We start from the raw sequence: 21,029 nt of genomic DNA, 5'->3' as shown, positions 1-21,029 counted from the left end.
CCGCACGGACGGCTGATCTCCCGCTACGGGCCGCCGCTCCGCCACAACCGGCTGCTCCCGCAGGACCACCTCATCCCGCACCGGCAGTTGCTCCCGCCGTACAGGCCGTTCCGGTACCGGCAGCCACTCCGGCCCGCACGGATTTTCCCGCACGGACGGCTGATCTCCCGCTACGGGCCGCCGCTCCGCCACAACCGGCTGCTCCCGCAGGACCACCTCATCCCGCACCGGCAGTTGCTCCCGCACGGCCGGCGTGTCCTCCACCCGCCCCGCAGCCGGCCTGCCCTCAGCCTCCTGCAAACCGTCCGCGCCGGCTCCTCGCGAAGCACCCCGCGAGGGTTCGCCGTCCGATGCCGACGCACCCCCCGCTACACCGTCCAGGCCCGCAGCCCCCGCGGACCCCTGCACACCACTCCCGCCCGAAGCACACGGCGGCCCTTCCAGGCCACCACCACCCGAGGCCCGCCCAGCACCCGGCACACCGTCCCGGCCCGCCACCCCCACAGCCCCCTGCACACCACCCCCGCCCTCTGCCCGCATCCCATCCAAGCCACCCCCACCCGACGCCCGCCCAGCACCCGGCACACCGTCCCGGCCCGCCACCCCCGCAGCGCCCGGCACACCGTCCAGCCCCTCCACCCCCACAGCCCCCTGCACACCACCCCCGCCCGAAGCACACGGCATCCCACCCAAGCCACCCCCACCCGACGCCCCGGCAGGCCCGGCACCCCCCGCTACACCGTCCCGGCCCCCTGCCCGCGCAGCCGCCTCCCCCCGAGGCTCCGCGCCCGCAGCTCGCGCACCCCGCTGCAAGGGCTCCGCGCCCGCTGCCGGCGCAGCCCCCTGCTCGCCACCCCCACCCCGAACCCGCGAAGCCTCCGGATCTCCCCGTAACGGCTCCCGGCCCGCGCCTCCGTCAGCCCCCCGCAAGTCCCCCGGCGCTGCCTCGTCCCACCCGCGGACCGCCCCCCGCACCGGCGCAGCCCACGGTATTCGTACGGCACGTGGTCTTCGTTTCCCCCGTGTTCCTCGGAAGACCCTTCGGGTGACCCGTCGGAAGGCACGCATGGTCCTACTGTCCGACGGATCCCGTCCGCCCGCGATGTGTGGTGTGACACCCGGTGGAACCATCGTCCTGGTCCGGGGCGTTTCTCCAGGTGCACGCGGCGTGGCCGGTTCCCGGCGGCGCGTGTGCGGGCACTGATCAACAGGCGGCTCGCGCGCGTACTAAGGGGTCCGAGAGAAAGGCGGCTCTGTGGACCTGCTCGACATCCTGCTGTTGCTGGTGATCCTGGCCTACGCGGCCTCCGGATACCGGCGCGGACTGGTGGCCGGATGCGTCTCGCTGGCCGGCTTCGTGGGCGGCGCGGTGATCGGCGTATGGATCCTGCCGTGGATGATGGACCTGGTCACGCCTGGTACGACGGAGGCGACCGTGACCGCGGTGCTCACCGTGCTGCTCCCGGCGGTGCTGGTGCACGAACTGGCGGGACGGCTGGCGCTGCGGCTGCGAAGGGAGCTGGACCGCGGGCCGCTCAGGGTGGCGGACGGCGTCGGCGGAGCCGTGGCCAACTCGGTGGCCGTACTGATCGTGGCGTGGGTGGCCGCAAGCGTGCTCGCCGCGTCCTCCTCCCCCCTGCTGACCTCCGCCATCCGGGACTCCCGGCTGCTCGGGACCGTGCAGGACGCGATGCCGGACACGACCCCCGCCTGGTTCTCCCGAGCCACCTCCGCACTCACCGAAGCCGGCTTCCCGCAGGTCTTCAACCCCTTCGAGAACGAGTCGACCGCCGAGGTCGCCGAGCCCTCCGGCGACAGCGTCACGACGGCCGCCACCACCGCCGCCAAGCTCAGCACGGTCAAGATCGAGGGCACCGCGGGCACACAGGGCCGCGAGGGCAGCGGCTTCGTCTACTCCCCCCAGCACGTGATGACCAACGCCCATGTGGTGGCCGGCATCGACGCCCCCAGCGTCCGGGTGGGCGGCATCGGGCCGTCGTACGCGTCACGGGTGGTGCTCTTCGACCCGGACCGGGACGTCGCCGTGCTGTACGTCCCGGATCTGCGCGCCCCCGCCCTGTCGTTCGACGACGACGCCAACCGCGGCGACTCGGCCGTCGTGGCGGGCTATCCGGAGGACGGCGACCTGAACCTCCAGGCGGCGACGGTCGCGAACCGGGTGCGGGCGACCGGCCAGAACATCTACAACGACGAGACCGTCACCCGCGAGATCTACTCGATCCGCTCCACCGTCCGCCCCGGCAACTCCGGCGGCCCACTGCTGACCACGGACGGCAAGGTGTTCGGCGTTGTCTTCGCCCGCTCCACCTCCGACGACCGGACCGGCTACGTCCTCACGGTCGCCGAGGTCGCCTCCGACGCCAAGCGCGCGGCCTACGCGACGGCGGCGGTGGACACGGGGGAACTCGTCACCTCGTGAGGCCCGAGGGCTGTCGGCTCCGGTACGGCCCGTGCCGTGCGTGACAGCCCGTCAGAGACTGCGCCCCATGAACACGTCGTCCACGTACTGCCCGTCCAGGAAGAACTCCCCGGGCAGCACCCCCTCGACCACGAACCCCTCGGACTCGTACAGCTTGCGCGCCGGCGTGTTGTGGCCGAGGACACGCAGGGTGATCCGGCGTGCGCCCCTGCGGCGGGACTCGTCCACGGCCGCCCGGATCAGTGCCCGGCCCACGCCGAGGCCACGCGCCTCGTCGGCGACGGCGAGGCCCTGGATCTGCCGGACGTGCGCGTTACAGGCGAGCGGGGTGGGGAAGCCGAGGCGGACGTAGCCGACGATGCGGCGGTCGTGCTCCGCGACCAGATGGTCCTCCGGGGCGTGGCGCTCGGTGAAGAACGGCGGGTAGGGCGGGCGCGGTTCGGGCACGACCGCGTGCATCGGCGACCACGTGACACGGTCGAGGTGGGACAGCTCCTCCTCGTCATCGGGCAGAGCAGCGCGTATACGGGCTTTGTACGACTCGGGCATGAGCGTCACCCTACGACCGGTGCCCGGGAACCCGACCGGGGTTTTATGTGGTCAACGGCAGGATTGAGGTCATGGAACTTTCAAGAATCGCGGTGGCCGGCTCCTCCGGACTGATCGGCGGCGCGTTGGTGCGGTCGCTGGTCGCGGACGGGCACGAGGTGGTGCGGCTGGTGCGCCGGGCACCGGGCTCGGCGGACGAGGTCCGCTGGGATCCCGAGCGGAAGTACGTGGACGCGGCCGGACTCGCCGGGTGCGATGCCGTGGTCAATCTGGCCGGCGCGAACGTGGGCTCGCGGCGCTGGACGGACGCGTACAAGGCGAAGCTCCGGTCCGGCCGGGTGCAGGGCACGGCGGCGCTCGCGGAGGCGATGGCCTCGCTGGACGAGCCGCCGAGGGTGTTCGTCAACGGCAGCGCGATCGGCTACTACGGGGAGACCGGCGAGCGTGCCGTCGACGAGAGCGCCCCGCCCGGGGAGGGCTTCCTGCCCTCGCTGGCCGTGGAGTGGGAGGGTGCGGCGGCGCCCGCGCAGGAGGCGGGCGTACGGACGGTGTTCCCGCGCACGGGACTGGTGGTGGCCCGGCAGGGCGGGGCCTGGGGGCGGCTGTTCCCGCTGTTCAAGGCGGGGCTCGGCGGGCGGCTGGGGGACGGACGGCAGTACTGGTCGTTCGTCTCGCTGCACGACGAGGTGGCCGCGATCCGGCATCTGATCGACCGGGACGACCTGTCGGGCCCGTTCAATGTGACCGCACCGCAGCCGCTGACGAACCGTGAGATCACCGAGGCTATGGGGCGGGTACTGCACCGGCCGACACTCTTCCCCGTCCCCGAGCCGGTGCTGCGGACGGTACTCGGCGAGTTGGCCGGGGACGTGCTGGGCAGCCAACGGGTGCTGCCGAAGCGGCTGCTGGAGTCCGGATTCACCTTCGCGTTCCCGGACATCGAGGGGGCGATCCGGGCGGCCGCCAAGTAATCGAAGGGTCAAGCCGGGCATCCGCCATGTATCGGTCGGCGACACCGAGCGCCTGCATGCGACCACTGTGCGACCGTGCTCTGTTCATGCGCGACTGTTTTTGACCGATCACAGCCCTAACCTCGACCCGAACTCGGGTATCCCCGGAGCCAGTTGGGGGCATGACGTCTCCACCGGCCGCGCAACCTCGAGGAGGGGCACGTGCTTGAGCCCGCGTACCAGGCGGATGTCGTCATCGTGGGAGCCGGGGTCGCCGGACTCTCCGCGGCGCATCGGCTGACCAGCGCAGGAGTGAGGACCGCAGTGCTGGAGGCCGCCCCTTACCCGGGCGGCCGCATGTCGACCGAGAAGGTCGACGGGTTCCGGCTGGACCGGATAGGCCAGCTCCTGTCGACGTCGTATCCGGAGCTACGGCTGACACCCGGGCTCGACGCGCTGGCGCTGCGCCCCTTCGCGCCGGGCGTACTGCTGCACAGCGACGGGCGCCGACATCGTGCGGGCGCGGTGGCGAGCCCGATGAGCGCCCGGCGCGCGAGGGGCGCACTCCACGCGGTGCGCGCCCTTGCGAGCGCCCCGAGGACCGGGCCCGTACGGGGCGTTCCGGGACAGACGCCCATCCCGCGGGTCCGCGCGGGCGCACCGTTGGGTACCGCCGTGGACCAGGCCCGGCTGGGCGCCGCGCTCGCCCGGCTGGCGACCGTGCCGATCGAACGGCTGCTGTCACGCCCCGAGTTGCCCGCCGCGCGGGCACTCGCGGAGCGGGGTGTTCCGGCTCGGACGATCGACGGCTTCCTGCGGCCGCTGCTCGCCGCGCTGCTGTGCGACCCGGAGCTGACGACATCCAGCCGGTGTGCGGATCTGGCGCTCCGCTCCTTCGCCGGCGGACGGATGTGCGTGCCCGAGGGCGGCGCCGAGGCGCTGCCGGAGCTGCTGGCACGGGCGTTGCCGCCGGGCACCGTGCACACCGGCGTGCGGGTCACGTCGGTCGCGACGACGTCCGTGACCACCGCCGAGCACGGCGAGATCCGCTGCCGTGCCGTCCTGCTGGCGACGGACGCGCGGACCGCCGCCGAACTGCTGCCGGGCCTGCGCGTCCCGGACTTCCACCCGGTGACCGTCGTCCACCACACGACCGACGAGCCGCCGACGACCGGCGCCTCGCTGCTGCTCGACGCCGACCGGGGCGGCCCGGTCGCGCACACCGCGGTGATCAGCCAGGTCGACCCGAGCCGCGCACCGGCCGGCCGCACGCTCGTCTCGTCGACGGTCCTCGGCACGCCGCCGCCCGACATCGACACGGCCGTACGGACGCATCTGTCCCGCCTCTACGGCACCTCCACGGCACGCTGGGAGACCCTCGCCGTGCACCACACCCCGGAAGCCGTCCCCGCGATGCGCCCGCCCCACGACCTGCGCCGCCAGGTGCGCCTCCTGGCGGGCCTGTACGTCTGCGGCGACCACCGCGACACCAGCACGGTCCAGGGCGCCCTGCACTCGGCCCACCGGGCCGCGGCGGCGATCCTGACGGACCTGGGGGCGGCGGGGTCGATGCACAGGGCGGATCCGGTCCCCACGGCGAGGGCCGCCTGAAGCCCCCTACCCCAGGGCGGCGACCTTGTCCCGATACCCCCTCACCGGCGCCGCGTCCCGATACGGCTCCAGCCTCCGCTCGAAATCCTTGACGTACTCGACCGCCCGCACCGACCGCATCTCCGCGGCAGCGCCCGCGGCCTCCGCGCCCAGCGCGCAGGCCTGGTCGAGTTCGCCGAGGCCGAGGCGGGCGGAGGCGAGGACGACGCGGGAGAACAGGCGGCTGCGGGCATAGGCGGGGGCGCGCAGTTGCAGGGACCGCTCGGCATGCTGGGCAGCCGCGCGGAACTGCTGCAGGTCCCGGTGGCAGTGGCCGAACTCGTCGGCGAGCTGCGCCTCGTCGAAGAAGCGCGCCCAGTGCGGGACGTCGTCGACGGGGCGGGCCGCTTCGAGGGCGCGCTCGGCCCGCACCAGGGAGGCGGTGCAGGCGCGCACCTCGCCCAGTACGCCGTGCCCGCGCGCCTCGCACGCGTGCAGCAGGGCCTGCACGACCGGCGGCGCGCTGGTCCCCACGCCCTGCTGGGCCACGCGCGCGAGCTGGACGGCCTCACGGCCGTGCCCGAGGTAGACGGCCTGGCGGCTCATGGTGACCAGGACGTAGGAGCCGAAGGCCCGGTCGCCGGCCGCCTGCGCGAGCCGCAGCGACTGCACGAAGTAGCGCTGGGCGAGCCCGTGCGCCGCGATGTCGTACGACGTCCAGCCCGCGAGCCTCGTGAGGTCGGCGGCGGCCGCGAACAGGCGGCGTCCGGTCTGTTCGCCGTAGGTGCCGCGCAGCATCGGCTCGCACTCGTGCTCCAGGTAGCGCACCAGGGCCTGCCGGGCGTGGCCGCCGCCGTACATGTCGTCGAGGGAGCGGAACAACTCGCCGACCGAGCGCAGCGCGGCGATGTCGCCGCCGGTGACCTTCTGGCCGGGGCCGCGCTCGGCCTGCCCGCGCTGGCGGGGTACGGCCGTGGGGCGGCCCTGCACCGGGATGCGGGCGATCGCCTCGCCGCGGGCGACCTTCTCGTCGGCGCGGCCGATCAGCCAGTCCCGGCTGGGCACGACGAGGCCTGCCGGGGTGAACGCGATCTTGCGCAGCTCGGCGTGGCTGCCCGAGTCCTTGCGCCACAGGCCGCTGACGATGTCGACGGCCTCCTCCGGTGTCGCGGCGAACTCCAGCCCCGCGTACACGGGCGCGCAGGCGTCGAGGCCGAGGTCCTGCGCGGAGAGCCGGCGGCCGAGGCGGCGCGTGAAGACCTCGGCGATGAGCGCGGGCGTCGTACCGCGTGGCTGCTGCCCGCGCAGCCAGCGGGTGACCGAGGTCTTGTCGTATCTGAGATCAAGCCCGTGTTCGAGGCCGAGCTGGTCCACCCGGCGGGCGAGACCCGCGTTGGAGAATCCCGCTTCTGCGATGAGCGCGGCGAGCTGGCGGTTGGGAGTGCGCTGCGCGGGTCGTTCCGTCATCTGCGGTGCGGTCTCCTGCCTTTCGGGCCTTGCGGGGCCGTACGGCCGCGGGTGCCCGGATTGCCGGTGAGCAGCCCTTTTGGCCTGCTCGAACGGCGCGAATGTAGCGGAGAGTAAGCAGTCGATCGCACATTACGCCGCCCATTCATCCGATCGTGTGAGGATTGCCCTACCGGGCTGACGCGGACCGCGAGACGTCACCCGAACGAGCCGGTCGTACAGTGGCGTAGGCACGCTTTGTGCCTTACGACCTTCTAAGCACCAGGGAGGCGCTTGCCGTGAGTGAGTTGCGGTTCGTGCGCATGGGGTTCGGGGCGGACGCCGTCGAGTACCAGCAGGCGTGGGACGAGCAGCGCCGGGTGCACGCGGCGCGGTTCGAGGACGAGATCCCCGACACGGTTCTGCTGCTCGAGCACCCTCCGGTGTACACGGCGGGCCGGCGCACGGCGGACAACGAGCGGCCCCTGGACGGCACACCGGTCATCGACGTGGACCGCGGCGGCAAGATCACCTGGCACGGCCCGGGGCAGCTCGTCGGCTACCCGATCCAGAAGCTGCCGCGCCCCGTGGACGTCGTGGCCCATGTACGCCGGCTTGAGGAGGCCCTGATCCGCACCTGTGCGGAGTTCGGCCTGGAGACCACCCGCATCGAGGGCCGCAGCGGGGTGTGGGTCCTGGGCGACCCGGTCGAACAGCGTCCGTCGTTCGGCGGACTCGCGCTGGACTTCGACCCCCGCCTGACGGACGAGGAGTTCGACCCGCGTCTGAACGGCCCCGAGTACGCCCCCTCCAACGCCGGCCAGCGGCGCGAGGACCGCAAGATCGCGGCGATCGGGATCCGGGTCGCGAAGGGCGTGACCATGCACGGCTTCGCCCTGAACGTGAACCCGGACAACAAGTGGTTCGACCGGATCATCCCGTGCGGGATCCGCGACGCGGGCGTCGCCTCGCTGGCCGCCGAGCTCGGCCGGGACGTCACGATCGACGAGGTGCTGCCGGTCGTCGAGCGGCACCTGACGGACGTACTGGAGAACGCCGATCTGAAGCCGCGGGAGATCGAGAGGGAACCGGCGGCATAAACAGGCCCGTGGAGGGGCTGACACCCACGCAGGCATTCAAATCCACGGGCGTACCCTTGAGGGCGCCGAAGAATCAATCGCTAGGGAGCCGGTCGTGTCCGCAGTCTCACCCGACGGACGCAAGATGCTGCGCCTGGAGGTCCGCAACGCCCAGACCCCCATCGAGCGCAAGCCCGAGTGGATCAAGACCCGGGCGAAAATGGGACCCGAGTACACGAAGATGCAGAACCTCGTGAAGAGCGAGGGCCTGCACACGGTCTGCCAGGAAGCCGGCTGCCCCAACATCTACGAGTGCTGGGAGGACCGCGAGGCGACCTTCCTCATCGGTGGCGACCAGTGCACCCGGCGCTGCGACTTCTGCCAGATCGACACCGGCAAGCCCGAGGCGCTCGACCGCGACGAGCCGCGCCGCGTCGGCGAGTCCGTGGTCACCATGGACCTGAACTACGCCACCATCACCGGCGTCGCCCGCGACGACCTCCCGGACGGCGGCGCCTGGCTGTACGCGGAGACCGTGCGCCAGATCCACCAGCAGACCGCGGAGCGCGAGGCCGGCCGCACCAAGGTCGAGCTGCTCGCCCCCGACTTCAACGCCGTGCCGGAGCTGCTCCAGGAGGTCTTCGCCTCCCGCCCCGAGGTCTTCGCGCACAACGTCGAGACGGTGCCCCGGATCTTCAAGCGCATCCGCCCCGGCTTCCGCTACGAGCGTTCCCTGAAGGTCATCACCGAGGCCCGCGACTACGGCCTGGTCACCAAGTCCAACCTCATCCTCGGCATGGGCGAGACCCGCGAGGAGATCAGCGAGGCGCTCCAGCAACTGCACGACGCGGGCTGCGAGCTGGTGACCATCACGCAGTACCTGCGCCCGTCCGTGCGCCACCACCCCGTGGAGCGCTGGGTCAAGCCGCACGAGTTCGTGGAGCTGAAGGACGAGGCCGAGCAGATCGGCTTCTCCGGCGTGATGTCCGGCCCGCTGGTGCGGTCCTCGTACCGTGCCGGGCGGCTCTACCAGATGGCCGTGGAGAAGCGGGGTTCGTACGTCGCCTCGCAGGCGGTCTGATGGCACGGAGTGCCACCCGGTTCATGTGAACCTGCGCACAAGCAACTGCCCTCAGGCAACGGCCGATTGACGCGGTCCTGGACGTCCCCGCAGATAGGGGCACCATCAGGGCCGCGTCAAGCGTTTCCGGCGGCGTATCAAGGTTTCATTGGTGTTTGACCGGTCGGTCACGCCCTGGTAACACCAATCAGTGACCCTGGTTGTACACCCCGTGCACCACTCACGAAGCCGCCATTCCCGAGGGGGGACCTCCGCCATGCAGGCCGCGCCCGTTCGCGCCACCGCCATCCCGTCGTTCACCACTGCACTGCGTGCCGTCGAGTCGCTGTTGATGAGCAGCGGCCAGCGCACCGCTCGTCGCAACGCCTGGACGTCCGTGCTGGAGGACCGCCGTCGCGCCAAGGACCGGGTCGAGGCGCAGCGCGTCCTGGACCAGGTCACCACCGTCCGTCCCTGACTCAGGAGCGCTCCCGCTGCACTCCGGCACGGCACTGCCGTCGTCGGCGCTTCCGGGGGCACGTAGACTTCGTGGCATGGCGAGGAAGGACACGGCAGCGGACGCTGCGAACCCCGGGCGACTCAAGCAGATCGCTCTGACCTACAAGATGACTCGCAAGGCCGACAAGAAGATCGGTCTTGTACTCGCGGCTGTCGGAATCGTCACCTTCGGTGTCTTCCTCGCGATCGGTTTCTTGATCGGTCACCCCATCTATCTCGGCATCCTGGGCCTGCTGCTCGCCTTCCTCGCGTCGGCGATCGTGTTCGGGCGCCGGGCCGAGCGGGCGGCCTTCGGGCAGATGGAGGGCCAGCCGGGCGCCGCAGCGGCCGTGCTGGACAACATCGGCCGAGGCTGGAACACGACCCCCGCGGTGGCGATGAACCGCAGTCAGGACGTGGTCCACCGGGCCGTCGGCAAGGCCGGCATCGTGCTGGTCGCCGAGGGCAACCCGAACCGGGTGAAGACCCTGCTGGCAGCCGAGAAGAAGAAGATGAACCGCATCGTCGCGGACGTGCCGGTGCACGACCTGATCGTGGGCACGGGCGAGGGCCAGGTCGAGCTGAAGAAGCTGCGGACCACCATGCTGAAGCTGCCGCGCGTGCTGACCGGCCCCCAGGTGACCGCCACCAATGACCGTCTCAAGGCCATGGGCGACCTGATGAGCAACATGCCGCTGCCCAAGGGTCCGATGCCCAAGGGCATGAAGCTGCCGAAGGGCGGGCCGAGGGCTCGCTGACCTTCCTCGTACGACGATGGGGGCGCCCGGAGTGATCCGGGCGCCCCCATCGTCGTATGCGAAGCGTGCGGTACGAGGAGTACGTTCGACTTATGCGAGGCGTACGGAGGTCAGATCCGTACCTCGACGGTGTGGGCCAGCCGGTCGTGCAGCCCGCGGCCGTCGCGGTCCCAGATCAGGGCCGGGACGGCGACGCACAGCAGAGCCGTGCGCAGCAGGGCGCGCAGCGGGTTCACGGTGCCGGTCTCCAGGACGACCACGCGCAGGCCGAAGAGGCGCTTGCCCGGGGTGAAGCCGACGGTGCCGACGGTCAGGACGCTCATGAGGAAGAACAGCAGCAGCGCCCAGTTGCTCGTCGCCTGACCGTAGCCGTCCGTAATGAGACCGTATGCGATCAAGACACAGATGCCCCAGTCGACGGCCAGGGCCCCGATCCGGCGTCCCGGGCGGGCGATGGAGCCCGGTCCCTCCTCGGGGAGACCGAGCTGCTGACCCCGGTATCCGAAGTCGACACCGGCTTCCTCGGCCGCCGCGCGGGGGCCCGAGAGCCAGGATCCGATTGCTTGCCTCTTGTCCACGCGACCACGGTACTGTGCCCGTTTTGCGATGTGGACAGGTGGGGGGAGGTCGGGGATGTCCGGTTAACGTGTGCGAAACAAATGGGTCACGCCCGAGAAATCACCCGTCCCTAGGGTCGAAGTCAGCGTGTGCCACCGCACTGGCCGCACGACCGAACTACCACCCCGGACCGACGGGTCGGGAGTAGGAGGAGCTGGATGTTCCAGAACGCCGACGAGGCCAAGAAGTTCATCGCGGACGAGGACGTCAAGTTCATCGACGTCCGGTTCTGCGACCTGCCGGGCGTGATGCAGCACTTCACGATCCCTGCCACGGCCTTCGACCCGGCCGAGGAGCTCGCGTTCGACGGCTCCTCGATCCGCGGCTTCCAGGCCATCCACGAGTCCGACATGGCGCTGCGCGCCGACCTGTCCACCGCGCGCGTCGACCCGTTCCGCCGCGACAAGACGGTCAACATCAACTTCTTCATCCACGACCCGATCACGGGCGAGCAGTACTCCCGTGACCCGCGGAACGTGGCGAAGAAGGCCGAGGCCTACCTCGCCTCCACCGGTATCGCCGACACCGCGTACTTCGGCCCCGAGGCCGAGTTCTACGTCTTCGACAGCGTGCGCTTCAAGACCGCCGAGAACGAGGCGTACTACCACATCGACTCCGAGGCGGGTGCCTGGAACACGGGCGCGCTGGAGGACAACCGCGGTTACAAGGTCCGCTACAAGGGTGGTTACTTCCCGGCCCCGCCGGTCGACCACTTCGCCGACCTGCGCGCGGAGATCTCCCTGGAGCTGGCCGCCTCCGGCCTCCAGGTCGAGCGCCAGCACCACGAGGTGGGCACCGCCGGCCAGGCCGAGATCAACTACAAGTTCAACACGCTGCTCGCCGCGGCCGACGACCTGCAGCTCTTCAAGTACATCGTGAAGAACGTCGCCTGGCGCAACGGCAAGACGGCGACCTTCATGCCGAAGCCGATCTTCGGCGACAACGGCTCGGGCATGCACGTGCACCAGTCGCTGTGGACGGGCGGCCAGCCGCTCTTCTACGACGAGGCCGGCTACGCGGGCCTGTCGGACACCGCCCGCTACTACATCGGCGGCATCCTCAAGCACGCCCCGTCGCTGCTCGCCTTCACCAACCCGACGGTGAACTCGTACCACCGTCTGGTGCCGGGCTTCGAGGCGCCGATCAACCTGGTGTACTCGCAGCGCAACCGCTCCGCCGCGATGCGTATCCCGATCACGGGCTCCAACCCGAAGGCCAAGCGCGTCGAGTTCCGCGCGCCCGACTCCTCCGGCAACCCGTACCTGGCCTTCTCGGCCCTGCTGCTCGCGGGCCTGGACGGCATCAAGAACAAGATCGAGCCGGCCGAGCCGATCGACAAGGACCTCTACGAGCTGGCTCCCGAGGAGCACGCGGGCGTCGCCCAGGTCCCGACCTCCCTCCCGGCCGTCCTCGACCGCCTCGAGTCCGACCACGAGTTCCTCCTCCAGGGCGACGTCTTCACGCCGGACCTGATCGAGACGTGGATCGACTACAAGCGCGCGAACGAGATCGCCCCGCTGCAGCTGCGTCCGCACCCGCACGAGTTCGAGATGTACTTCGACGTGTGATCGACGCCTGATTCAGGCACCGAGGCACAGCGCCCGCGCCCCCGCTGTTCTACTGACAGCGGGGGCGCGGGCGTATGTTCTATTCTGCCTCTGCCGATGCGCGACACGGGGGTGGGCGGGATGCCGGAGCAGCACGAACACGACGATCATGAACGCGAGTTCGACCTGAAGTGGGCGGACAACGCCGAGCACAAGGAGCCCTCGGCGCGGGCCCGAATGCTCGCCGCGCGCTGGAAGGAGAACCCGCCCGGGCCGGTGCCGTTCCGGGGTGAGCCCGATCATGTGGCGCGGCGGCAGCGCAGGTCGGGCTGGGTGTCCACGGCCATCGTGCTGGGCTGCGTCGCCGGGGTGATCGTGCTGCTGGGCTACATCAACTTCCGCGCGGGCTACTAGGTCCTGTCCGCAAGGTCCCGTCGTTCGCCCGGGGGGCGGGCCCGCGGCGTCTGGTGCGTGCTCTCGGCGTGCCGGCCGGAGGCCCTCGTACTGGACGTACTCGGGCCTTCGACCGGTGCGGCAGTGGGGGACCTTCCCGCTCAGCGAAGCCGAGAGTGGGGGAGCGTGCCAGGCGTCGCGGGGCCGGCGGGACTTTGCGGACACGACCTAGGCCGTCCGCCGCGATCCGCACTCCCGGCCTTTGCCGGTCCTGGGGCCGATCACGACCCGTTCATGGGAGTCACCGGGTGCACACTGGGCAGTGGGACGAGTGCCTGAGTGCGCGGGGTGATGCGAAATGCAGAGCCGGTTCCGGAGTGATCGGCGGTTGACCGCCCGTATGGGGATCACTCTGTTTCTGCTCGGTTTGTTGTACGTGGCGTTCGTCGTCGCGTTGATCTTTCTGCTGAAGTCCTGGGTGCTCGTCGTGGTCGTGGCGGCGGCGCTGTTGGGGGCGCAGTACTGGTTCTCCGACCGGGTCGCGCTGTTCGCGATGCGGGGGCGGGTCGTGGAGCGGGAGGAGTATCCCGAGCTGCACGGGGTCGTCGACCGGCTGTGCGCCATCGCCGACATGCCCAAGCCCGTGGTCGCCGTGTCGGAGATGGACATGCCGAACGCGTTCGCCACGGGGCGCAATCCCGATCATGCCGTGGTCTGTGTGACCACGGGGCTGCTGCGGCGGCTGGAGCCGGACGAGCTGGAGGGTGTCCTCGCGCACGAGCTGTCGCACGTGGCGCACAAGGATGTCGCCGTGATCACGGTCGCCTCGTTCCTCGGCGTGATCGCGGGCCTGATCGTACGGTTCGCCTTCTACTCGCAGCTGTTCAGCGACGGGCGCCGGGATCAGAACACCGCCGTGATCTTCGCCGCCGTGATGGGCGTGTCGGCGGCCGTGTACGCACTCAGCTTCCTGCTGATCCGGGCCCTGTCCCGGTACCGGGAGCTGGCCGCCGACCGGGCCGCGGCGCTGCTCACCGGGCGGCCCTCGGCGCTGGCGTCCGCACTGACCAAGGTCTCCGGCGACATCGCCCGCATCCCCACCAAGGACCTGCGGACGGCGCAGGCCTTCAACGCCTTCTACTTCACGCCGGCCCTGGGCCGCGAGCCCGGCATCGCGCGCGTCTTCTCGACTCACCCGAGCCTGGAACAGCGGCTCGACCAGCTGGGGCGGATCTCCGCCGAGCTGGGCGAGGCTGCGGCTCCCGGAGGGGTGTGAGCATGGGGCTGCTCGACATTCTGCTGGGCCGTACGAAACCGGTCGCGCCCGATCTCGACCAGCTCTTCGGGCTGCCGTCGGCGGCGATCACGCTGGAGGCGGCGGCCGGGTTCCGGCCGTCCGGCGGCGGGGCGGTGTGCTTCGCCACGGTCGAGGGCGCCGCCTTCGAGCAGACGCACCGCGAGGTGCAGGCGCTGCTCGACGCGGACGCCGAGCGCGAGGGCCGGCCGGTGCAGCTGACGCGGGACGGCTACGGCTACTCGTGGCTGGTCTCCCGGCGCACGCCCGAGCAGCTGCCGGAACTGGTCAACGACCTGCACGCGGTGAACAGCGCGATGGAGGTCAACGGCTTCGGCCCGCAGCTGCTGTGCTCGCTTGCGGGATTCGAGTACGCAGAGGGTGAGGGGCCGGCAGCGGGCGGCGGGGCGGGAAGCGGCGAGCCAGGGCGGCGGATGGCGCTCGTCTACCTCTACAAGCGCGGCACCTTCTATCCCTTCGCACCCCTGCCCGGTGCGACGGAACGCCGCGACAACGCGCTGGAACTGCGGGTGAGGGCTGCCCTCGCGAACGACCTGCGGATCGAGCAGGACCTGAACCGCTGGTTCCCGCTGTGGGGTGCCCCCGGCCTGTGACCGGGGGCACCTCGCACTGCGGGCGCGACCCCCGCGGCCTACCACCGCGGGTGGTCTCACTTGCTCTTCTCGCGCTCCTGACGGCGCGTCTCGAGCGGGCGCTCGCGGCGGTAGCGGCGCTCCCACTTCGCCTGCATGTCACGGCGGTCGCGGTAGGCGCGGTAGTCCGCGGGCATGGAGCCTCCGGACGGGGCCCCTCCCCCGCCACCGCCCGCACCACCGCTCGGCGCGGAGGCGCTGCGGCCGTACTGCAGGTAGAGGAAGAGCACCGCGACGGCGGCCAGCCAGTAGAGGTGGTTGTCGAATCCTAAGATCACCAGGACGACGGTCCCGGAGATGACGATGGTGCCCATCACGGGCCTCCGTGAGCGTGGGTTGGATCTGGATCTGGTGGATCTCTGAGCGGTGACCGATGGATGCCCGACGGGGCGCTGGGGGATGGCGACCGTCCGTCGGTGCGTAGAGAGTAGCCCCGAGTCCGCAGGGTGACGCCCGCCCTGCGAAAAGCGGCGTGAACTGCTCCGTTACGCATGTCCAGGGTAGGGAGACGGTCACTCGGCGTGCATCTCCTTTTCCCGGGGCCCGAGTTCGGCCGGTGGCCGCTGTGAATGAATGGGGTGCATGACCGAGCTCTCCTCCTTCACTCACACCCACGACGGTGAACTGCTCAGCTGCGTGTACGGCGATGCCGCCGCCGGCCCGGAAACGGCCACCGCCGTCCTGCTGCACGGCGCGGGCATCGGCAGCAAGGAACGGCTGCTCCCGCTGCTCGCCGAGTTCGTGTCCCGCGGCTGCGGCGGGCTCGCCCTCGACTTCTCGGGGCACGGCGAAAGCAGCGGTGAACTGCGGGAGTTGAGCCTGCGGCGGCGCTTCGAGCAGGCGGTCTCCGTGATCGACGCGCGCGTGCCGGCGGGCGGTCCGCTGGTCCTCGTCGGGTTCAGCATGAGCGGACAGACGGTGTCGGATCTCGTCGCGCACTACGGGAAGCGCGTGGCGGCGATCGGGCTGTGCGCGCCCGCCGTGTACGCCGAGGAGGCCTGGGATGTGCCGTTCGGCGAGGGGAACGGGCAGTTCAGCGAGATCATCCGCAGGCCGGACGGCTGGCGCGGGGCGCCCGCACTCGAGGTGCTGCGGGCGTACGAGGGCCGGGCAGTGCTCGCGGTGCCGGGGACGGACGCGATCATCCCGCCGGAGGTGACGGAGGCGGTTCAGGACGCCCTGGCCGCGCACGCCCAGTTCACACGGTTCGAGGTGCCGGGCTCGGAACACATGCTGGGCCTGTGGTTCCAGGAACATGCCGGGGACCGGCGGCAGTTCGTGACGGCGGTGCTGGCCGGGCTGGGCGACCGGGGGTGGACGGCCACCCGGTCGTGGCTGGCCAAGCAGGTGCCGCAGGGGCGGACGGTCACCGACACGGCGTTCGCGAAGGGCGGCTGGAGCTCGCAGATGCGGCGGCTCACCCTCGACGACGGCACCGGGCTCGCGCTGCGCACGTTCGTGAAGCCCTTCTTCCGCAGGCACGCGCCGGGACTGCTGACCCGTGAGGCGTCGGTCCTGACCCTGCTCGCCGCTCAGGACGGCGTCCCCGCACCCGAGTTGATCGCCGTCGACGCCACCGCCGAACACTGCGACCACCCCTCGTTGCTGATGTCGCTCCTGCCGGGCCGGGTGCGGGTGGACGACGAGGACCTGGACCGGCGCCTGGACCTGCTGGCGGGCCAACTCGCCGCGATCCACCGGGTCGTACCCGACGATCGCCCGAGGCCGTACCAGGCGTGGACGTCCGCGGAGCGGGTGCGGACGCCGTCGGGCCGGCTGTGGGAGCGAGCCGTGGAGGTGATCCGGCAGCAGCCTCCGGCGTACGAGGGATGCTTTCTGCACCGGGACTTCCACCCGGGGAACGTGCTCTTCAGTGGTACGGGTGAGCACTGCCGGATCAGCGGGGTCGTCGACTGGGTGGAGACCTCGTGGGGCCCCGTCGACCTCGACGTCGCCCACTGCTCGACCGCACTCGCGCTGCTGCACGGGCCCGGGTACGGTCTCGGGTTCCGTGACCGGTACGAAGCGCACGGCGGGCGGCGGCTCGCGGACGGGGCGGACCACCTGTACTGGCGGCTGATCGACGCCCTCGCCTACTCCCCCGACGCGGCGAAACTCGCCGGACCGTGGCGTGAGCTGGGGCGCACCGACCTGACGCCCGAGGTGCTGGGCGGGAGGCTGACGGCGTACGTGGAGGGGCTGCTGGAGTCGTACGGCTGACCGTGCCGCCCGGGCCGTACGGCACGGGTGCTCAGACGCCGTGCGCGGCCCTGACCACCCCGGCGCCGACGGCCGCGCCCAGGGCCGTGTGGTCGCTGACCGTCTGGTTCGCGTAGGCCAGTGCGAAGTCGGTGACCGCGCGGTCGAAGGTGTCGGCGCCGCCGAGGTAGCCGGCGATGGCGATGCGGTCGCCGGAGCGGGCGTGGGCGCGGGCGAGGGTCGTGCCGCACAGGCGGGCGTAGGCGAGAAGGTCCTCCGGGCTCATCCCGGCGACGTCTGTGGAGCCCTTCATGTCGCGTAGCTGACGCCAGTAGAAGGCACGGCCCTGCGGCCCGGACATCCAGCCGAGGAAGATGTCGCCGGTCGCCTGCATCAGACGCTGGCCCGCGACGACTCGATGGCCGGGGTGGACGAAGGGTCCGCTCGGCAGATGTTCCTCCAGTACGGACGGCCGCGCCTCCTTGATCTGCAGGAACAGCGGGTCGTCGGTGTCCCGTCCGGCGAGCAGCACGACGAAGCAGCGCAGTCCGACGCTGCCGACGCCGACGACCTTGCGGGCGGCGTCGACGAAGCGGTAGCGGTCGAGGAGCAGGCGGCGCTCCTCGGAAAGGGTCGAGCGGTAGTCGCTGAAGATCTTGCGCAGCGCGGCCATGTCTGAGGTGCCCGCGCGTTCGAGGAGCGGCGGGTCGTGGATGATGCGCCGGCGTCCGTCGACGATCTCTGTCAGCCTGTCGAAGCCCCGCATGCTCGTGCGGCGGCGGGCGCGGCCGAGGCTGGCCTCGATGCGGCGGCGGTCGCGGGTGGAGCGGACCAGGGGCATGAGCTGCCGGCCGTCGATACGGGTGTGCCAGACGGCGAGCTCGCCGAGCTGGGCCAGCCGCCGGATGGTGGTGCGGTACGCGGTCACTGCCTCCAGGGCCGCGCGGCCGGCCTTGGCGTCCGGGTGGCCGATCTCGCGGGCGGCCACGGCGATTGAGGCGGCGAGCCGTTTCACGTCCCACTCGAACGGGCCGCAGAACGTCTCGTCGAAGTCGTTCAGATCGAACAGCAGGGAGCGCTCCGGGGAGGCGTACAGGCCGAAGTTGAGCAGGTGGGCGTCGCCGCACAGCTGCACGGTGAGGCCGGTGTGCGGGGCGGCGGCGAGGTCGGCGGCCATCACGGCGGCGGCGCCGCGCAGGAAGGCGAACGGGGACGCCGTCATCCGGCCGTACCTGATCGGCAGCAGCTCCGGCAGCCGGTCGCGGCCCTGGCGTTCCAGTACGGCGACGGGGTCGGGCCGGTCGACGGAGGGGACCCAGGCGGCGTGGGCGGAGCGGGACACTTGCTTGCGGGCGGCCTTGCCGCGGCGGGCGCGCTCGGCGGGGGTCACGGGGGTCGTCACGAGAACGCGATTCTGTCCACGGCCGCCGCGTGCACCGGCCGCCGTATGCCAGGCCTGCCCATCGAACCTCCCGCTGCCGCCGCCCGGTCCGTCCCCCGGTCCGTCCCCCGCCTTCATCGCCCTCCTGATGGCAGTGAAGGCGGGGCCGGGGGTGTGCGCATGCCGGGTACGGCAATCGGGTGACGGGGCGGGCCCGCGACCGTGACCGGTGCGAGGGGCCGTTGTCAGTGGGGTCCGGGAAGATGCAGTCACTGGCCGTGTGACGGCATGACGGGTGGAGGCCGGGATGGGTGACGGGCAGCGGTACATCGGCGTGGCGGAGCGGCGGGCCCGGCTGGGGGTGCGGCATCGGCTGGCCGGGGCGGCTCGGGCCGGGCGGCCGGAGGACGTGGCCGAGTCCCTGGTCGCGCTGCACGGCACCGATCCGGCGACCGTGTACCTGGCCGTGGGGGCGCGGCTGGCGGAACCCGGGAAGACCGTCGCGGAGACCGAGCGGGCGCTGTACGAGGAGCGGGCGCTGGTCCGGATGCACGGCATGCGGCACACCGTGTTCGTGTTCCCCACCGCGCTGACGGCCGTCGTGCATGCCTCGACCGGCCTCGCGGTGGCGGCCCGGGAGCGGGCCACGCTGGTCAAGCAAATGGCCGCGGCGGGAGCGCCGGACGCCGCCTGGCTTGCGGAGGTCGAGGAGTCGGCGCTGGCTGCGCTTGCCCGGCGCGGCCAGGCGACGGCGGCCGAACTCGCCCAGGACGAGCCGCGGTTGCGCGAGCAGTTCCTGTACGGGGCCGGGAAGAGCTACGAGGGCATGCACACCGTCTCGACACGGCTGCTGCGGGTGCTGGGCGTCGAGGGGAAGGTCGTGCGGGGGCGGCCACTGGGCTCCTGGACGTCCTCGCAGTTCCGGTGGGCTGTGGCGCCCGAGCATCCCGAGCTGGACGTGGCCGGGGCACAGGCGGAGCTGGTCCGGCGCTGGCTCGCGGTGTGCGGGCCCGCGACGGAGGCCGACCTGAAGTGGTGGACGGGGTGGCGGGTCACCGAGGTGCGCCGGGCGCTCGCGGCGATCGGGGCCCAGTCCGTGGCCCTGGCCGAGGGGACGGGGTACGTCCTCGACGGCGACGACGGTCCGGTGGCCGGACCCGCGGAGCCGTGGGCGGCGCTGCTGCCGGCGCTCGACCCCACGGCGATGGGGTGGCAGCGGCGGGAGTGGTATCTGGCGCCGGAGCTGTGGCCGTCCCTGTTCGACCGGAGCGGCAACGTGGGGCCGACGGTGTGGTGGAACGGGCGGGTGGTGGGCGGATGGGCCCAGCGCCGGGACGGGGAGATCGTCTGGCGGTTGCTGGAGGATCTGGAGGGCGCGGAGCGGCGGGCGGTGGAGGCCGCGGTCGCCGTGGAGGCGGCGGGGTTGCGGGGGTGGGCGGGGGCGGCTCGGGTGACGCCTCGCTTTCGGACGCCGCTGGAGCGCGAGTTGTCTGCGTAAGGGACTGCCCCCGGATTGTTCCGGGTTGTTCCTGGTCGTTCCTGGTCGTTCCAGGTCGTTCCGGGTCGTTCCGGTTCTCCGGGTGCCCTCGACGTCGAGGGCACCCGGCTGCGCCGTCTACCTCGAGTACCTCATGAGCGCGCGCACCATGTGGCACGTCGTGTCCGACGGCGGGTGGACCCCGATCGTCTCCGCGGCGCTTCGGATCGTGTCGTTGCGGGCCTGGTTCGGCATGAGGACGCCCGAGTCGAGCAGGGCTATCGCCAGGCGCAGGGCCTTGAGGCGGCGGTTGTGGGTGACGTACCACTCGCGCGGACGGCCCGGCGGCAGCGGCCGCTTCTGAACGGGCGCGTACGGCAGGTCGAGCAGCACGGGGCGCTTTGCGGTGGACTGGGTGGGCTTCGCCTTGAGTGCGGCAGCGGGCACAGGCATCCTCCTGTCGCGGTGGAGCGCCGGCCGGATTCCCGGCGACGCTCTCGAACACTGCTTACAGTTTACTGCCCGGCACTGACAATCAGGGGGTGCCGTACGTCCATGAAATGCCCTGGTCAGCAACTAATCTGTCGCTGTGTCACACCGGGTTCGGAAGGTGTTCGTGAGGCGCCGGGAAATTCGAACACGGGTGGCTCGGGATACGGTGGTCGGCATGGAGATCTGGATCAATCCGGCCTGTTCCAAGTGCCGTAGCGCCATCACGTTGCTCGACGCCGAAGGGGCCGACTACACCGTCCGCCGTTACCTGGAGGACGTGCCCAGCGAGGACGAGATCCGGGAGGTGCTCACCCGGCTGGGACTGGAGCCGTGGGACATCACGCGGACGCAGGAAGCTGCCGCCAAGGAACTCGGCGTGAAGGAGTGGGCGCGGGACGCCGGTTCGCGGGAGCGGTGGGTGAAGGCGCTGGCCGAGCACCCGAAGCTGATCCAGCGGCCGATCATCACCGCGCAGGACGGCACGGCCGTTGTCGCGCGCACCGATGACGCCGTGCGGGACGCCCTGTCCCGGGAGAGCTGACGGGCGAACCGACGGTTCTCGGATGGGGTGTGACGCAGGTTACTTCCGCCAACTCCCGTGACCA

20 protein-coding genes and 1 pseudogene are annotated in these 21,029 nt (G+C 71.4%); 15 read left to right on the top strand and 6 right to left on the bottom strand.

Going from position 1 to position 21,029, the window contains the following annotated elements; genetic code table 11:
- Positions 1-894, top strand: a pseudogene (locus ACZ7L5_RS07425) (hypothetical protein); the annotation flags it as partial.
- Between the two features lie 361 nt (positions 895-1,255).
- On the top strand, positions 1,256-2,440 hold the full coding sequence (locus ACZ7L5_RS07420) for a MarP family serine protease (RefSeq protein ID WP_471515161.1): 1,185 nt from the start codon (positions 1,256-1,258) through the stop codon (positions 2,438-2,440).
- A gap of 51 nt (positions 2,441-2,491) precedes the next feature.
- Here the strand turns inward: ACZ7L5_RS07420 and ACZ7L5_RS07415 are convergent, their stop codons facing one another.
- The gene (locus ACZ7L5_RS07415; protein ID WP_471515159.1) at positions 2,492-2,989 is read right to left on the bottom strand and encodes a GNAT family N-acetyltransferase; all 498 of its coding nucleotides are present in this window, start codon (positions 2,987-2,989) and stop codon (positions 2,492-2,494) included.
- A 71-nt stretch (positions 2,990-3,060) separates the two neighbouring features.
- Between ACZ7L5_RS07415 and ACZ7L5_RS07410 the strand changes: the two genes are divergently transcribed.
- Positions 3,061-3,960 (top strand): TIGR01777 family oxidoreductase, encoded by a 900-nt coding sequence (locus ACZ7L5_RS07410; RefSeq protein WP_365062015.1) that lies wholly within the window; start codon positions 3,061-3,063, stop codon positions 3,958-3,960.
- 201 nt (positions 3,961-4,161) lie between these two features.
- Positions 4,162-5,550 (top strand): NAD(P)/FAD-dependent oxidoreductase, encoded by a 1,389-nt coding sequence (locus ACZ7L5_RS07405; RefSeq protein ID WP_471515157.1) that lies wholly within the window; start codon positions 4,162-4,164, stop codon positions 5,548-5,550.
- Between the two features lie 6 nt (positions 5,551-5,556).
- Here the strand turns inward: ACZ7L5_RS07405 and ACZ7L5_RS07400 are convergent, their stop codons facing one another.
- Entirely contained in the window at positions 5,557-6,996 is a 1,440-nt protein-coding gene (locus ACZ7L5_RS07400) for a regulator (RefSeq protein WP_365062017.1), read from the bottom strand.
- Between the two features lie 278 nt (positions 6,997-7,274).
- Here ACZ7L5_RS07400 and lipB point away from each other — a divergent pair, with 278 nt between their 5' ends.
- From lipB to ACZ7L5_RS07380, 4 genes are all read left to right on the top strand, one after another.
- The gene (gene lipB, locus ACZ7L5_RS07395) at positions 7,275-8,075 is read left to right on the top strand and encodes a lipoyl(octanoyl) transferase LipB (protein WP_363037486.1); all 801 of its coding nucleotides are present in this window, start codon (positions 7,275-7,277) and stop codon (positions 8,073-8,075) included.
- A 94-nt stretch (positions 8,076-8,169) separates the two neighbouring features.
- Positions 8,170-9,135 (top strand): lipoyl synthase, encoded by a 966-nt coding sequence (gene lipA / locus ACZ7L5_RS07390; protein WP_328882128.1) that lies wholly within the window; start codon positions 8,170-8,172, stop codon positions 9,133-9,135.
- Positions 9,136-9,391: 256 nt separating this feature from the next.
- Positions 9,392-9,592 carry an SCO2195 family GlnR-regulated protein gene (locus ACZ7L5_RS07385; RefSeq protein WP_328882127.1) on the top strand — a complete coding sequence of 67 codons (201 nt, stop codon included), beginning with the start codon at positions 9,392-9,394 and terminating at the stop codon, positions 9,590-9,592.
- A 76-nt stretch (positions 9,593-9,668) separates the two neighbouring features.
- Positions 9,669-10,370: a DUF4191 domain-containing protein gene (locus ACZ7L5_RS07380; RefSeq protein WP_328882126.1), complete on the top strand. Its 702-nt coding sequence runs from the start codon at positions 9,669-9,671 to the stop codon at positions 10,368-10,370.
- A 110-nt stretch (positions 10,371-10,480) separates the two neighbouring features.
- Here the strand turns inward: ACZ7L5_RS07380 and ACZ7L5_RS07375 are convergent, their stop codons facing one another.
- Positions 10,481-10,948 (bottom strand): RDD family protein, encoded by a 468-nt coding sequence (locus ACZ7L5_RS07375; protein WP_471515154.1) that lies wholly within the window; start codon positions 10,946-10,948, stop codon positions 10,481-10,483.
- Between the two features lie 198 nt (positions 10,949-11,146).
- On the opposite strand from ACZ7L5_RS07375, the gene glnA reads away from it, so the two are divergent.
- The 4 genes from glnA to pspAB all read left to right on the top strand — a co-directional run bounded on the left by glnA (position 11,147) and on the right by pspAB (position 14,836).
- Positions 11,147-12,556 carry a type I glutamate--ammonia ligase gene (gene glnA, locus ACZ7L5_RS07370; protein WP_328882124.1) on the top strand — a complete coding sequence of 470 codons (1,410 nt, stop codon included), beginning with the start codon at positions 11,147-11,149 and terminating at the stop codon, positions 12,554-12,556.
- 120 nt (positions 12,557-12,676) lie between these two features.
- The gene (locus ACZ7L5_RS07365) at positions 12,677-12,949 is read left to right on the top strand and encodes an SCO2583/SCO2584 N-terminal domain-containing protein (RefSeq protein WP_363037589.1); all 273 of its coding nucleotides are present in this window, start codon (positions 12,677-12,679) and stop codon (positions 12,947-12,949) included.
- Between the two features lie 337 nt (positions 12,950-13,286).
- A complete protein-coding gene (htpX, locus tag ACZ7L5_RS07360; RefSeq protein WP_471515151.1) occupies positions 13,287-14,204 on the top strand; it encodes a zinc metalloprotease HtpX in 918 nt (305 codons plus the stop codon).
- A gap of 2 nt (positions 14,205-14,206) precedes the next feature.
- Positions 14,207-14,836 carry a PspA-associated protein PspAB gene (pspAB, locus tag ACZ7L5_RS07355; protein WP_471515149.1) on the top strand — a complete coding sequence of 210 codons (630 nt, stop codon included), beginning with the start codon at positions 14,207-14,209 and terminating at the stop codon, positions 14,834-14,836.
- A gap of 56 nt (positions 14,837-14,892) precedes the next feature.
- On the opposite strand, the gene ACZ7L5_RS07350 is transcribed toward pspAB, so the two are convergent.
- Positions 14,893-15,189, bottom strand: a complete 297-nt coding sequence (locus tag ACZ7L5_RS07350; RefSeq protein ID WP_328882120.1) for a hypothetical protein — start codon at positions 15,187-15,189, stop codon at positions 14,893-14,895.
- A 268-nt stretch (positions 15,190-15,457) separates the two neighbouring features.
- On the opposite strand from ACZ7L5_RS07350, the gene ACZ7L5_RS07345 reads away from it, so the two are divergent.
- On the top strand, positions 15,458-17,095 hold the full coding sequence (locus ACZ7L5_RS07345; protein WP_471515147.1) for a phosphotransferase: 1,638 nt from the start codon (positions 15,458-15,460) through the stop codon (positions 17,093-17,095).
- 31 nt (positions 17,096-17,126) lie between these two features.
- Here the strand turns inward: ACZ7L5_RS07345 and ACZ7L5_RS07340 are convergent, their stop codons facing one another.
- Positions 17,127-18,476: a DUF2252 domain-containing protein gene (locus ACZ7L5_RS07340; RefSeq protein ID WP_471515145.1), complete on the bottom strand. Its 1,350-nt coding sequence runs from the start codon at positions 18,474-18,476 to the stop codon at positions 17,127-17,129.
- 286 nt (positions 18,477-18,762) lie between these two features.
- Between ACZ7L5_RS07340 and ACZ7L5_RS07335 the strand changes: the two genes are divergently transcribed.
- Positions 18,763-19,953 carry a winged helix DNA-binding domain-containing protein gene (locus ACZ7L5_RS07335; protein ID WP_471515143.1) on the top strand — a complete coding sequence of 397 codons (1,191 nt, stop codon included), beginning with the start codon at positions 18,763-18,765 and terminating at the stop codon, positions 19,951-19,953.
- Positions 19,954-20,070: 117 nt separating this feature from the next.
- On the opposite strand, the gene ACZ7L5_RS07330 is transcribed toward ACZ7L5_RS07335, so the two are convergent.
- Positions 20,071-20,379, bottom strand: a complete 309-nt coding sequence (locus tag ACZ7L5_RS07330; protein ID WP_471515141.1) for a hypothetical protein — start codon at positions 20,377-20,379, stop codon at positions 20,071-20,073.
- 220 nt (positions 20,380-20,599) lie between these two features.
- On the opposite strand from ACZ7L5_RS07330, the gene ACZ7L5_RS07325 reads away from it, so the two are divergent.
- Entirely contained in the window at positions 20,600-20,965 is a 366-nt protein-coding gene (locus tag ACZ7L5_RS07325) for an arsenate reductase family protein (RefSeq protein ID WP_328882117.1), read from the top strand.
- Positions 20,966-21,029 lie beyond the last annotated feature (64 nt).

The organism is Streptomyces sp. NPDC107528, assembly GCF_055639295.1.
This window is presented reverse-complemented; position numbering and strand designations above follow the sequence as displayed.

Excerpts from the sequence above, each read along its gene's own strand:
- htpX (WP_471515151.1), top strand. The coding sequence starts at position 13,287 with ATGCAGAGCCGGTTCCGGAGTGATCGGCGGTTGACCGCCCGTATGGGG.
- ACZ7L5_RS07350 (WP_328882120.1), bottom strand. The coding sequence starts at position 15,189 with ATGGGCACCATCGTCATCTCCGGGACCGTCGTCCTGGTGATCTTAGGA.
- ACZ7L5_RS07410 (WP_365062015.1), top strand. The coding sequence starts at position 3,061 with ATGGAACTTTCAAGAATCGCGGTGGCCGGCTCCTCCGGACTGATCGGC.
- ACZ7L5_RS07385 (WP_328882127.1), top strand. The coding sequence starts at position 9,392 with ATGCAGGCCGCGCCCGTTCGCGCCACCGCCATCCCGTCGTTCACCACT.
- pspAB (WP_471515149.1), top strand. The coding sequence starts at position 14,207 with ATGGGGCTGCTCGACATTCTGCTGGGCCGTACGAAACCGGTCGCGCCC.
- glnA (WP_328882124.1), top strand. The coding sequence starts at position 11,147 with ATGTTCCAGAACGCCGACGAGGCCAAGAAGTTCATCGCGGACGAGGAC.
- ACZ7L5_RS07400 (WP_365062017.1), bottom strand. The coding sequence starts at position 6,996 with ATGACGGAACGACCCGCGCAGCGCACTCCCAACCGCCAGCTCGCCGCG.
- ACZ7L5_RS07345 (WP_471515147.1), top strand. The coding sequence starts at position 15,458 with ATGACCGAGCTCTCCTCCTTCACTCACACCCACGACGGTGAACTGCTC.
- ACZ7L5_RS07415 (WP_471515159.1), bottom strand. The coding sequence starts at position 2,989 with ATGCCCGAGTCGTACAAAGCCCGTATACGCGCTGCTCTGCCCGATGAC.
- ACZ7L5_RS07365 (WP_363037589.1), top strand. The coding sequence starts at position 12,677 with ATGCCGGAGCAGCACGAACACGACGATCATGAACGCGAGTTCGACCTG.
- ACZ7L5_RS07335 (WP_471515143.1), top strand. The coding sequence starts at position 18,763 with ATGGGTGACGGGCAGCGGTACATCGGCGTGGCGGAGCGGCGGGCCCGG.
- ACZ7L5_RS07325 (WP_328882117.1), top strand. The coding sequence starts at position 20,600 with ATGGAGATCTGGATCAATCCGGCCTGTTCCAAGTGCCGTAGCGCCATC.
- ACZ7L5_RS07380 (WP_328882126.1), top strand. The coding sequence starts at position 9,669 with ATGGCGAGGAAGGACACGGCAGCGGACGCTGCGAACCCCGGGCGACTC.